10 protein-coding genes and 1 tRNA gene are annotated in these 13,502 nt (G+C 45.1%); all 11 read left to right on the top strand.

The window, feature by feature from the left end; all coding sequences use genetic code 11:
* Positions 1 to 270 precede the first annotated feature (270 nt).
* The 11 genes from arsC (at position 271) to JGK20_RS04955 (ending at position 13,412) form a co-directional block, all read left to right on the top strand.
* Entirely contained in the window at positions 271 to 666 is a 396-nt protein-coding gene (gene arsC, locus JGK20_RS05005) for an arsenate reductase, glutathione/glutaredoxin type (RefSeq protein ID WP_293191475.1), read from the top strand.
* 279 nt (positions 667 to 945) lie between these two features.
* A complete protein-coding gene (gene arsS / locus JGK20_RS05000) occupies positions 946 to 1,932 on the top strand; it encodes an arsenosugar biosynthesis radical SAM (seleno)protein ArsS (RefSeq protein ID WP_293175193.1) in 987 nt (328 codons plus the stop codon).
* 149 nt (positions 1,933 to 2,081) lie between these two features.
* Positions 2,082 to 2,807 (top strand): TVP38/TMEM64 family protein, encoded by a 726-nt coding sequence (locus JGK20_RS04995; RefSeq protein WP_293175191.1) that lies wholly within the window; start codon positions 2,082 to 2,084, stop codon positions 2,805 to 2,807.
* A 696-nt stretch (positions 2,808 to 3,503) separates the two neighbouring features.
* Positions 3,504 to 5,996 (top strand): ATP-binding protein, encoded by a 2,493-nt coding sequence (locus tag JGK20_RS04990; RefSeq protein WP_293175189.1) that lies wholly within the window; start codon positions 3,504 to 3,506, stop codon positions 5,994 to 5,996.
* Positions 5,997 to 6,052: 56 nt separating this feature from the next.
* A complete protein-coding gene (locus tag JGK20_RS04985; RefSeq protein WP_293175187.1) occupies positions 6,053 to 6,952 on the top strand; it encodes a class I SAM-dependent methyltransferase in 900 nt (299 codons plus the stop codon).
* 342 nt (positions 6,953 to 7,294) lie between these two features.
* Complete coding sequence (locus JGK20_RS04980; RefSeq protein ID WP_293175185.1) at positions 7,295 to 8,014, top strand: HAD family phosphatase; 720 nt, start codon at positions 7,295 to 7,297, stop codon at positions 8,012 to 8,014.
* A 129-nt stretch (positions 8,015 to 8,143) separates the two neighbouring features.
* Positions 8,144 to 8,216: transfer RNA gene (locus tag JGK20_RS04975), tRNA-Ala, on the top strand.
* 342 nt (positions 8,217 to 8,558) lie between these two features.
* Positions 8,559 to 9,887 carry an urea ABC transporter substrate-binding protein gene (urtA, locus tag JGK20_RS04970; protein ID WP_293175183.1) on the top strand — a complete coding sequence of 443 codons (1,329 nt, stop codon included), beginning with the start codon at positions 8,559 to 8,561 and terminating at the stop codon, positions 9,885 to 9,887.
* Positions 9,888 to 10,143: 256 nt separating this feature from the next.
* On the top strand, positions 10,144 to 11,304 hold the full coding sequence (locus tag JGK20_RS04965; protein WP_293195978.1) for an urea ABC transporter permease subunit UrtB: 1,161 nt from the start codon (positions 10,144 to 10,146) through the stop codon (positions 11,302 to 11,304).
* 26 nt (positions 11,305 to 11,330) lie between these two features.
* Complete coding sequence (urtC, locus tag JGK20_RS04960) at positions 11,331 to 12,473, top strand: urea ABC transporter permease subunit UrtC (RefSeq protein WP_293229584.1); 1,143 nt, start codon at positions 11,331 to 11,333, stop codon at positions 12,471 to 12,473.
* A 210-nt stretch (positions 12,474 to 12,683) separates the two neighbouring features.
* Positions 12,684 to 13,412: a TIGR00266 family protein gene (locus JGK20_RS04955; protein WP_293229581.1), complete on the top strand. Its 729-nt coding sequence runs from the start codon at positions 12,684 to 12,686 to the stop codon at positions 13,410 to 13,412.
* Positions 13,413 to 13,502 lie beyond the last annotated feature (90 nt).

Below are 13,502 nucleotides of genomic sequence, written 5' to 3'. Positions count from 1 at the left end.
TTTTGCCGCTCTTTTTCCCTCTGCCTCATCATAGTTTTTTTCCACGATTGTGGGATGTTTGGTTTCACCCTTTTTTAATTCGCCAACAGTCTCTTGAAATCGCGGCTACACAGACAAAACCCGCCTCCGCGGGTTAAAGAATCAAGGATTTTTCTTCAGTCCACGGAGGTGGACTTCGCTTGTGTAGCCGCGGTTTCTAACCGCCGGGGCCCTAACTAACAACCAACAACCAATAACTAACAACCAATAACCAACAACCCAAAAAACACCATGAAAAAAGTAATGTTCGTTTGCAAAAGAAACTCCTGTCGATCGCAAATGGCAGAAGGATTCGCTAAAACCATCGGCAAAGACAAAATAGCCGTCACCAGTTCCGGTTTAGAATCAAGCAGAGTTCACCCGACAGCAATTCAAGTCATGTCAGAAATCGGCATTGATATCACCGATCAAACATCTAACGCCTTAAGCGAATTCAACGCCGAAGATTACGATGCAGTAATTTCTCTCTGCGGCTGCGGCGTGAATTTACCTGAAGCGTGGGTATTGCGAGAAGTATTTGAAGATTGGCAACTCGACGACCCCGACGGACAACCAATCGAAACTTTTCACCGCGTTCGAGGTGAAATCAAAGCAAGAGTTGAGAAATTAGTTGAAACCCTCAAATAAGACTTCTCCGAGCTATCTGAGTTGTAGAATTACCCGGCGATTGAAATCGCAACTACAAAAACACTCACGCGCCTGCGCGGGTTGAACAATCAATAATTTCTCTTCAGTCTGCGGAGGCAGACTTTGCTTGTGTAGCCGCGGTTTCTAACCGCCGAGGCTTTGTACCGAATAATTCAAATCTGTCGCTGTCGCTTCCCTTGAATTCATGCTAAATTATCAGAGACGTTCCACCAGAACGCCTCTAAATTCGTTGCGAGCACAGACTAAAAAATTTAGCACATGATTCAGACCGCAATCACGCCTTTCAAAAATAAACTCAACTCAGCTTTAACTAAAAAGCCGATCGCAGTTTTACAAATTAATCTAGGCAAACGCTGCAATCTCGCTTGCAGTCACTGCCACGTAGAAGCTAGCCCAACACGAACCGAAGAACTTTCCCCAGAAATATGCGAACAATTAATTGAAATCATTCGCCGTTTTCCTCAAATTCAAACTGTTGACCTCACGGGCGGTGCTCCCGAGATGCTTTACGGTTTTAAACCGTTGGCGGAAGCTGCAAGGGCCGCAGGTAAAGAGGTTATTGTTCGTTCTAATTTGACGATTTATTTTGAGAAAGGCTTTGAAGATATTCCCGAATACTGCGCGCAACACCAACTCAGAATTGTGGCGTCGCTTCCCTGTTACCAAGCTAATAATGTTGACAAAATGCGCGGCAGCGGTGTTTTTGACAGTTCGATTCGGGCTCTGCAAAAGCTGAATCAGTTGGGCTACGGAAACAACCCAAATTTAATTCTAGATTTGGTGTACAATCCGCAGGTTCCGACAACAGATAAGTTTTCGCTGACGGCGGAACAGGGCAAGTTACAGCAAGATTATCAGGTGTATTTAGCCGAACATTTTGGGATTTGTTTTAATCACTTGTTCGCAATTACTAATTTGCCTGTGGGACGGACTAAGTTTCATTTGGAACACAAAAAACTGCACAAGCCTTATCTGGGGTTTTTGGAAAATAATTTTAATCCTGGTACTCTGGATCATTTAATGTGTCGGAACGAATTGTCGATCGACTATTTGGGCAATGTTTACGACTGCGATTTTAACCAAATGGAAAATCTGCCGGCGAAAACTGGCAGCGGGGAAACTATAACTGTTGCTAAATTGCTGGAATCTGGTAGTTTAGATGTAATTCAAGAGGTGCAAACTGCTGCTTATTGCTACGGCTGTACGGCGGGTAGCGGTTCTAGTTGTGGCGGTACGTTGATTTGAGAAATACAGGACATGGCAGTGCCATTTCCCTACCCTAGAAAATGAAATACAGTAGGGACACGGCACTGCCGTGTCCCTCCCTACACGGCACTGCCGTGTCCCTACCCTGGAAACGACGATGTATGCAATTTAGACGGGGAGTTTAGGTAATGAATGATTTGCGATCGCCCGATGACAAAAATCCACCATCAAATAAGTGGAAGCTGTTTTTAGGGATTGGTTTAGCTGTGGCTTTGATTGTGGCGGCCAAGTTTTTCAATTTTCAAGGAATTCTGACAAATGCCCTGGAGTCGATCGCCAATCTCGGCCCTTGGGGCCCCGCAGCTTTTATTCTAATTTACATTATAGCAACAGTTTTATTTATCCCCGGTTCCTTGCTGACTCTCGGTTCTGGCGTTTTGTTCGGAGTTGTTGGTGGCACGGTTTGCGTTTCCATCGGATCGGTTTTGGGCGCTACTTGCGCTTTTTTAACAGGTAGATATTTAACTCGCGATTGGGTTTCCAAACAGATAGCAGGTAATCTCAAGTTTCAGGCGATCGACTCCGCCGTTGCTTCAGAAGGATGGAAAATTGTACTGCTGACGCGGCTTTCGCCAATTTTTCCGTTTAATTTGCTCAACTATGCTTTTGGAGTAACGCAGGTGTCTCTCAGAGACTATTTTTTCGCATCTTGGATCGGCATGATTCCCGGAACCGTGATGTATGTTTATATCGGTTCCCTGGCTGGTAGTTTGGCTGCAATTGGATCGCAAGGGCGATCGCGCACTACTGCTGAGTGGGCTTTGTACGGCATTGGTTTAATAGCAACGATCGCCCTCACCGTTTATGTAACCCGCTTGGCCAAAAAAGCTTTAGACGCAAAAATTTCTCCTTGAAGCCATAGCGCAAATTTGTCAAATTGTCAACAGGGATTTCACCCTACATTATAATACATTGCTAATTTAAAAAACTCCGTATTTTCTCTGTGTTATTTACAAGAATTTTGTTATAAAAACGAGATAGATATTAAAGATATAGCAATTCTCAAGTGATTCAGGTCACAGATTGGCAATTCGTAAGATCACTGACAAGTACCTCACGAAAATTGACAACCACTATATCTTAAATCACTAATATCAAGTAAGCAAAGGGAAAGTCTGAATATCAAGTTGATGCTAAAACCGAATGCTATCGCGCGATCGGAATTTATTTGTCAAGTCAGAAATGTAATGCCATTTCTCTCAAACAACCTCACTTTCAACAGTTGACAGTTGACAGTTGAAAGTTGACAGTTTGAGAGCGACCTCTACCTAGAAGTCAGAGGATTGGAGTAATGAATAGTCTGATTTTCATTTCTCCCGATCGGGGAGAGGCTTTCAACCAATTCTTTCTGGTAAACTCTGTTCTTCATCCCAAGATTAATCAGTCATTTTCAATTGTCTAATCAAAAATCTAAAAACAAAAAGTGGTATAACCCCTGATTGGTATAACCAATGAGGACTCAAACCCTCACTATTTATCTAATATTAATTCTGCCGGATTACGAATAACAAATGCCGTTTGATCTATTAGACTCTCGACGAGAACATTTGATGATGCAAAACCCAGCAAATCAAGCCCGAACTGTGTCTGTGCAGCCACCCCATCAAACAAAAAAGCTGCGCCGCTTGTGGCAAAAAATAAGTAATTCTGCTCAATTGCGGTGGCAGCAAGCGCACAGTCTTTGGCAGCACAGACGGCAGCGCCGCCATTTGCTGACCCTACTAATACTGGGCAGCACGGCTTTAAGCATTAGCACCACTGCTTGCATTAGCTATTTCGTAGTGCGCGGACTAATCCTCGACAATTTAAAGGCAATAGCACTATTAAAATTAGAAAAAGGCAGTGAAGAAATCGATAAGTGGCTCAGCAGTCGCAAAGCAGAAATAGAAACCATTGCTTACTCTCCTACTGTTCGCACTCTCGATTGGAAATTAGTTGAACCAATTTTGCAAGGAGAAACCTACAGGTTAAAAGAGTATTTCTTATTGTCATTAGTTCAAGCCGATGGATCGGTGCAGAACACTTTAGGCACTAACACCAACACCAAAGACCGCCAACACTTTCAAAAGGCGATGAACGGAAATGTCAACGTTTCCGACCCGCTGATCGGACGCAGCAGCAAGCTTTCAGCAATCATTATTGCAGCTCCACTTTGGGCATTGCCCCCCAATCCCAACAAAGTAATTGGAGTTCTTGCAGGCAGCATTAAAGTAGACCGAGTAGCCTCTGTAGCTAACAGCTTGCAATACGGTTCTGACAGCTATGCTTTTGTGCTTAATTCAGCAGGAGTGCCAATTATTCATCCCAACAATAAATTAATCGGAACTATCGACCTGCCAGCCCCAACTTTTTTAAAATCACAAGACCCAGGATTAGCAGCAATTGCGCGCAATATGACCAGCCATCAGACGAATATCGAACTGGTAAAAATAGATGACAAATGGGTGTATGTAGCCTATGCTTCCCTCAGCGAAGTTAACTGGTCAATGGCTCTAGTAATTCCCCGCGAAAATATTGAATCCCAACTCCAAGCATTAAATTTGCTGACATCCGTCGTCGGCGGACTGCTCGTCCCGGCAATGCTAGCAGCAATTTGGCTAATTTACTCCTCCGAAAACAATCGCGTTCAAGCGGAGCGAGAAGCCATGCTAAACCGCATTGCCGGACGCATTCAAGATTCCCTAGAATTAGACAAAATTGTGCAAAGCACCGTGGAAGAAATAGTGAATTTGCTGCACCTAGAACGGGCGGCTTTTGGTTGGCACGAACCGCAAAATAAAACCTTACAAATTTTGTGGGAATCATGCGAATTTGAGTGTCCCAAAGAAGCGATCGAGTTCGACCCTTACTTTTCGGAAAATTCGTCACTCCGCAGCGATAAATGCGAGCTAATTATTCTGTCGAGCGACACTGGGATCCAGAGTGCAAGTCAACCGATCGAACTTAAAGCTAATAGCTATTTAGCCGTCCATGTTCAGACTCAAAATGAGCGACAGGGTTATTTAATTTGCAGTCATGCTACCCATTGGTTTTGGAGCGGGGAGGAAATCCAATTGTTAAAAGCTGTGGCAGACCAACTGGCAATCGCCATCAATCAATCTCACCTTTACAGTCAAACCCAAGACCAAGTAAAACTGCTTAATAGTGCCTTAGATGAACTCAAAAAAACACAAACTCATTTAGTGCAGAGCGAGAAAATGTCATCGCTGGGTCAAATGGTGGCCGGAATAGCTCACGAAATCAACAACCCGGTTAACTTCATTTCGGCTAATTTGCCTCACACCACCAAATATACTAAAGATTTGTTAGATTTGGTGAGTTTATACAAAAAAACCTTCCCAGAAGTGACTCCGGAAATAGAAGAGTTTGCCGAAGCAATTGAGTTGGAATTTATCGAGGAAGATTTGCCGCATATGTTGAATTCTATGAAAATAGGAACCGAACGCATTCGCACCATAGTTCTTTCTTTGCGAAACTTTTCTCGCCTCGATGAATCTGACAAAAAACTGGCGGACATTCACGAAGGTATCGAAAATACCTTGCTGCTGCTCTCCAACCGGATCAAGAATGGGATTTATATAGTCAAGAGATACGGAAAAGTGCCTTCAGTCGAGTGCTATCCCTCTCAGCTAAATCAGGTGTTTATGAACTTGCTGAGCAATGCGATGGATGCTTTGAAGGAGATCGATCGCCTGGATAAAATCATTACTATTTCCACGGGAGTAGTTCGACAAAATGGCGGTAAGTTTCTGAAGGTGACGATTGCCGACAACGGCCCTGGCATTCCCGAAAGCATTCAAGACCAAATTTTTAACCCATTTTTTACTACAAAACCAGTCGGGCAAGGCACTGGTTTGGGATTAGCAATTAGCTACAAAATTGTAGTAGACGGACACGGCGGCAGTATCAAGATTGCTCAGCCTAAGGGCGGGGGGACGGAGTTTTTGATAAAAATTCCGATCGCGGAGGGGTATCAAGAGGCAAGCAGGAAGAGGGAAGGAACGCCACGGATGAGTGCAACGCAGGTAAAGGAGCTTTCATGAATGCTAAATTGGCTGGGTTTGGCTAAAATTAAAAGAGTTGTTGTGCAAGGAGTTTTATGGCTGTTGGCAAGGATACAATTTTTGAGCGCTTTTTGTCGCCCCTGATACGACTGGCGATCGACGAACAAGCACTGAAACGACTCTACGAAGGTATCGACTGGGAAACAGCGGGCGATCGCCACCGACAACCAGACCTAGTTTATCCCGAATATTACAGCAGCCAAAACTTTCACGGCATCGAAGGCGGCTACCTCAACCCCAGTGCAGCGGTTTCCTACGATCCAATTACGCAATACGTTTTGCCTCCCCACGAAACAGTCGTCAGACAAGGCTTAATAGACGGTGTGCGGGTGAAGCCCCGCCGAATCATCGATTTGGGATGCGGCACTGGCTCAACCACGCTGATGCTCAAACAAGCCTTTCCCGAAGCGGAAGTTGTCGGCCTGGATTTGTCGCCATATATGCTGGTAGTCGCCGAAATGAAATCGCAAAAAGCCGGCTTAAATATCGAGTGGTTGCACGGAAATGCCGAAAGCGTTGCTTTTGCTGACGGCAGCTTTGATTTAGTTGCAGCTTCCTTGCTGTTTCACGAGACGCCACCTGCGGTATCGCGGGCAATTTTGCGAGAAAGTTTCCGATTGCTGAAGGTTGGGGGACAAGTGGCAATTTTGGACGGAAACCAAAAAACTTTGCGGCAGACAGAGTGGCTGACTGATATCTTTGAAGAGCCTTATATTAAGTCTTATGCAACTGGTAGTATTGATGCTTGGGCGGGGGCTGCTGGATTCGCGGCGGTGCAAACTCAGGATCACTGGTGGGTGCATCAGGTAACGCAGGGTGTGAAACCTCTTGCTGGGGAAGATTTGGAACCGGTGCGGGCGGCGAAGGTGTGGAATCCGATCGATTTGGTTCCTGATTTGGATGGCGATTTACCGGGAATTCCAGCTTACAGTTGACAGTTGACAGTTGACAGTTGACAGTTGACAGTTGACAATTGACAGTTGACAGTTGACAGTTGACAGTTGACAGTTGACAGTTGACAGCTAACAGCTAACAGCTAACAGCTAACAGCTAACAGTTGAGAGTTGCTATTCAATAACGAATAACCAATAACGAATAACCAATAACCAATAACCAATAACGAATAACCAATAACGAATAACCAATAACGAATAACGAATAACCAATAACGAATAACCAATAACGAATAACGAATAACGAATAACGAATAACGAATAACGAATAACGAATAACGAATAACCAATGACTAATAACCAATAACCAATAACCAATGACTAATGACTCTAAAAGCAGTTTTATTTGATTTTAATGGCGTTATTATTAATGACGAGTCGATTCACGAGAAAATAATCGATCGACTGATGCTAGATGAAAATCTCCAACTCAAACGTGGGGAGTTTCGGGAAGTGTGCTTGGGAAGGAGCGATCGCACTTGTATTACCGAACTGCTGAAGCGCCGGGGACGATATCTGACAGAAACATACCTCGATCGCTTGCTGCTACGCAAGGCCCAAGCTTATCAGGAAACAATCAATAGTTTGGAAAAATTGCCCATTTATTCGGATGTGGCAGAATTTATTGACAAAATTCGGGTTTCCGGACTAAAAATGGCGGTAGTTAGCGCGGCAATGCGATCGGATATAGAATTGGTGTTAGATCGATCGGGTTTGGCTGCAAACTTTGAATTAATTGTCGCAGGCGACGACTTGATGGCGAGCAAACCAGCACCCGACGGCTATCTGTTGGCGGTGGAACTTCTCAACCAGAAATATCCCGGATTTAACTTGCAAGCGATCGAGTGTTTGGCATTAGAAGATACCTTTGCAGGGATAGAAGCGGCGAAAAAAGCGGGGATTCAGGTAGCGGGGGTGACTCACACTTACCCGTTTCACATGATCCAGCGCCAAGCTAATTGGACGGTGGACTATTTTGCTGATTTAGAGTTGGACAGAGTAGCCCAACTTTGCTCGATCGCCCCGACTCCACCAGCAGCATAAAACACTTGACGTTTTTAGCAGTTACGTGCTAACGTAGTTGACTGTCTGCCAAATTCAATACAAATGCGACCTGTAAGCCTTTGAGATTTGGCAATCGGGCATCTAAAATGTTAAATTAAAAGTCAATCAGGGGAATTAGCTCAGTTGGTAGAGCGCTGCGATCGCACCGCAGAGGCCAGCGGTTCGAGTCCGCTATTCTCCATAAAATCAGGGATATTTCTACAAATTTTGGGCGGGTGAGGTGGTTTGAGATTGGCTTGCGTGCGATCGAGCAATTTCTGCCTAACTCCCAACATTCATCAGGTATCGCTATAAAAAAAGCGGGTTTCTAATTTCAGACTGATTCCGGAAAAGACGTATTTGGGTTGACAAACGGGTTTCTGTCGCAGTTACTCTCAATCCCCACCAAACCTTCAATTTGTCAATAACAATAAGTTTTGTATCTAAAGGTACAACAGTCTTCTAAAACGAGTCTTAATATCAAGTCGCTATGTGTTATTATTCTCAATCATCTGACAGAGCTATTCAGGAGTAACTAGAAAAAATGACAAAGCGATTCGATCGGCGGAAATTTCTCTTATACAGTTCTGCTACCCTCACATCAAGTTTATTTCTAAAAGCTTGTAGAACTCCCACTCCAACCGCAACCCCAGCCGCTTCTCCCACAGCAGCAGGAACTACACCAGCAGCACCAGCAGCCAGCAGTGGGAACACGATCAAAGTAGGAATTTTGCATTCCTTGAGCGGCACAATGTCAATCAGCGAAAAAAGCGTTGTGGAGGCTGAACAATTAGCGATAGAAGAAATCAATAAAGCTGGCGGCGTCCTCGGAAAACAAATCCAAGCAATAGTAGAAGACGGCAACTCAGACTGGCCGACTTTTGCCGAAAAAGCCAAAAAATTGATCGATCAAGACAAAGTTGTCACCGTCTTTGGCTGCTGGACATCCGCCAGCCGCAAAGCAGTGTTACCAGTATTTGAAGAAAAAAATCATATGCTCTGGTATCCCGTACAATACGAGGGTCAAGAGTGCTCCAAGAATATCTTTTATACCGGGGCTGCGCCGAACCAGCAAATCGAACCAGCAGTAGACTGGCTGCTAGCAAATAAAGGCAAAAAATTCTTCTTAGTCGGGTCGGACTACGTTTTCCCCCGCACCGCAAACACTATTATCAAAGCACAGCTAGCAGCCAAAGGTGGCGAATTAGTTGGGGAAGATTACATACCTTTGGGCGGTACAGAAGTCACGCCAATTATTACTAAAATCAAGGCAGCTTTACCCGAAGGTGGTGTCATTTTCAATTCCCTCAACGGCGACAGCAACGTCGCATTTTTCAAACAGTTGCAGGGCGCAGGTTTGACCCCGGACAAATATCCGTCAATGTCAGTCAGTATAGCAGAAGAAGAAGTAAAGGCGATCGGCGTAGAATATCTCAAAGGCCATTACGCCGCCTGGAATTACTTCATGACTGTGGAATCTCCGGCAAATAAAAAATTTGTGGAAGCTTTCAAGGCAAAATACGGCAAAGACAGAGTGACTAACGACCCGATGGAAGCAGCTTACATCATGGTTTACCTGTGGAAGCAAGCCGTCGAAAAAGCAGGAACACCAGACGATTTGGAAAAAGTGCGGGCAGCAGCTTTGGGTCAAACTTTTGACGCCCCGGGTGGCAAAGTAACCCTGGAAGTTAACCATCACCTTTCTAAATTTGTGCGGTTGGGCGAAGTGAGAGAAGATGGTTTGTTTAACATCACTTTTGCTACGCCAGAAGCCGTGAAGCCGATTCCTTGGAATCAGTTTGTCGCTGAAACAAAAGGTTTTTCTTGCGATTGGTCTGACCCCGCAAAAGGCGGCAAATTCAAGGCACCATAAGTAGCCAAGACCAATTTTATTTAATGTTGGCAACAGATATTCGATCCCCCCTAACCCCCCTGGTGGGAGGGGGGACAATATCTTGATTTCAAAGTCAACCCCTACTCCCCTTATTAATTAAGGGGGATTTAGGGGGATCGAGACTTGGCTACCAGCGCTATTATACAGATGGTTTTAGTTCTAAGTTGAGACGCATGAAATAAAACCTACCTCTACAAAAAATATTTATTGTATGTAAAAAAGTAAGAGGAAAAAAATGGCGATCGACTTATTGGACGGTTTATTTAATGGCATTAGCATCGGCGCTGTTTTGCTAATTGCAGCCCTGGGATTAGCGATTATTTTTGGGCTGATGGGCGTAATTAATATGGCTCACGGCGAGTTGATGATGTTGGGGGCTTATACAACTTTTGTAGTGCAGAATTTCTTCAAAGGTATCGGAGGATTTGCCTTTGAAACTTATATTTTATTTGCCATTCCCCTCGCTTTTTTAGTGGCGGCATTAGTAGGATTAATTCTCGAACGGGGAGTGATTCGTCATCTCTACGGGCGGCCGCTAGAAACTCTGCTGGCGACGTGGGGCGTAAGTTTGATTTTGCAGCAGTTTGTTCGCAGCGTCAGTTGGGGGCTGGTAACGGGAATTGCGGTGTTTTGTTTGCTGTTTTTTGGCGGCTTGCAGGTGCTGAAACGGCGCCCCGATTTCGATCGCACTCGCAGCACATTTATCGCCATAATTTTGCCTCTGTCTCTCGGTATTTCCTGGGCAGTGAGCGCATTTTTAGGGGAAACTTACAAACTGGCAGTAACTCAACCTTGGTTTGGCGCTCAAAACGTTGATGTGACTGCGCCTGCATGGCTGCGCGGCGGCATCCCGCTGGGAACTTTTCAGTTACCCTACGCCCGACTTTTTATTATTGCGCTGACAGGCATTTGTTTGGCAGGAATTTACCTATTTTTGCAAAAGTCTGTGTGGGGATTGCGGATTCGCGCTGTGACGCAAAATCGCAGCATGAGCGCTTGTTTGGGAATACCTACCGAACAAGTAGATGCGCTGACTTTTGCTTTGGGTTCGGGATTGGCTGGTGTCGCTGGGTGCGCGATTAGTTTGATTGGTTCTGTAGGGTCAAATACCGGACAAAATTATATAGTCGATACCTTTATGGTGGTGGTTGTGGGCGGTGTGGGCAAGATTATGGGCAGTATAGTTGCTGCAATGGCGATCGGCACTGCAAATTATCTCATCGGATCGGGAACACTTGCATTAATGTTTGCTCCTGTCAAGCCTTTAGCTGATTTTTTCACATTTTTCGCCACCACCAGCATGGCAAAAGTCATGGTATTCGCCTTAATTATGGCTTTTCTGCAAGTGAAGCCGGGCGGAATTTTTCCGCAAAAAGGACGGACTGTTGAGAATTAAAAACTACAGCTTTGAGCGGCAAAAAAATGAAGAATACAGAAAAAAAGGCTCTGTTTAAAGAAGCAGCAATTGTAGGGGCGATCGCCATAATTGCGATCGCGATCGTCCCAGGAATACTTGCTGACGCTCGTCTCAACCAATTGGGACGATTTTTAGCACTAGCGATTGTAGCTCTCGGTATAGACTTAATTTGGGGATATACAGGTTTGCTCAGTCTGGGACATGGCGTATTTTTTGCGATCGGTGGCTACGCATTCGCCATGCACCTAAAACTGCAAATTCCCCCAACCGCCAGCAGTCAATTACCCGAATTCATGAACCTCTACGGCGTCACCGAACTGCCCTGGTTTTGGCAACCATTCTATTCATTTCCCTTCTCTGTCATCGCCCTATTCCTCATCCCAGCCATCTTGGGCGGACTTTTAGGTTACTTAGTATTCCGCAATCGCATTCGAGGCGTTTACTTTTCAATTCTCACCCAAGCAGCCACAATTGTATTTTTCAACTTCTTTAACGGCCAGCAAAAACTGATTAACGGCACCAACGGACTCACCGACTTTAAAACCCTATTCGGAGCCACAGTAAACGGCAGAGATACTCAATATATTTTCTACATTCTCACCGTACTATTTCTAGCAGCAACTTACGCCCTCTGCCGCTGGCTGACAAGCGGGCGTTTCGGGCGCTTGCTACTAGCAATTCGCGACGACGAAGTGCGCCTGCGTTTCTCCGGCTACAATCCCACAGGATACAAAGTTTTAGTATTTGCAATTTCCGCCGGCTTAGCCGGGATTGCAGGCGCTTTATTCACCGTACAAACGGGAATTATTTCGCCAAAGGCAATGGATATAGCATTTTCCATCGAAATGGTAATTTGGGTAGCAGTCGGAGGTCGCGCCACATTATCAGGAGCAATATTGGGAGCGCTGCTAGTCAACTTTGGCAAAAGTTTCTTGAGCGAACAATTCCCCGAAGTGTGGCTGTTTTTCCAAGGCGCGCTATTTTTAATAGTAGTCACAGTCTTGCCAGACGGCTTAGTCGGATGGCTGCAAAATCAAGATTTTGAACACATCCGCCGCTTGTTCCGAAAACCCAAGTACGCATCTACTTACCCCAGCCTGGAACAAGACCCCGAAATACAGCACGAAAAAGAAGAACTTGAACATTGATTGCAAAAATATCGTGTATATATAAGTAGGCGGATATAAATAAATGTCACCCGGAAGAGAGAAACGAAGCAATCGCCATAGACTGGAGACCAGCTTTCGGAGCGGCTCGCTTCGTTAACATGACTCGCTCCCCAGATGCAATATATATGTCCACCTGCTTAGATATCAGTAGCAAGCAGCTTCGTTTTTTTAAAATTTGAGGGGAAACGTATGGCAGATATTATTGACTACAAAATCTACGGCGACGATTTGCAACTCATCGAGATTGAACTCGACCCCAAAGAAGGCGTCAGGGCCGAAGCAGGAACCATGACATACATGGAAGGCGACATCCAAATGCAAACATCCACAGGTGGTGGCCTATTTCAAGGTTTCAAGCGGATGCTGACAGGAGCGGGTTTTTTCATTACCACCTTTGTCAACGCCGGAAATCGCAAAGCCCGCGTCGCTTTTGCCGCACCCTATCCGGGTAAAGTAATTCCCCTCGATTTAGGCAAACTTGGCGGTAAATTTTTGTGTCAAAAAGACTCATTTCTCTGTGCCGCCAACGGGATTGAAATTGAGGTAGCTTTCACCAAGCGGCTGGGTGCCGGTTTCTTTGGCGGAGAAGGCTTTATTCTGCAAAAATTACAGGGTAACGGGTTAGCTTTTGTTCATGCGGGAGGAACAATCGTTGAGAAAAATTTGGGAGTTGGCGAAGTGTTGCGGGCGGACACTGGTTGTTTGGTAGCTTTTGCGCCGACGGTAGATTACGATATTCAGTTTGTGGGCGGCTTTAAAAATGCTTTATTTGGTGGCGAAGGCTTGTTTTTAGTCAAGCTAACCGGGCCGGGTAAAGTGTATTTGCAAAGTCTGCCACTCTCGAAGTTGGCTGAGCGGATTATGGCTGCAACTCCAGCTCCAGTAACGAGCACTTCTAATAGTTTTAGCTTTGAGTAAAAGGTTCGTAGTGAGGACTTCAGTCCGCATTTAGCTCAAATACTCGTTACCAGGCTAAGAGGTTTTTAGTGAAGACTTGAGTCCGCATCT

Origin of the sequence: Microcoleus sp. PH2017_05_CCC_O_A, assembly GCF_020738785.1 — a bacterium.
Classification (GTDB): domain Bacteria; phylum Cyanobacteriota; class Cyanobacteriia; order Cyanobacteriales; family Microcoleaceae; genus Microcoleus.
Note: the sequence above shows the minus strand (reverse complement) of the source record. Positions and strands in the feature narration are given on the sequence as shown.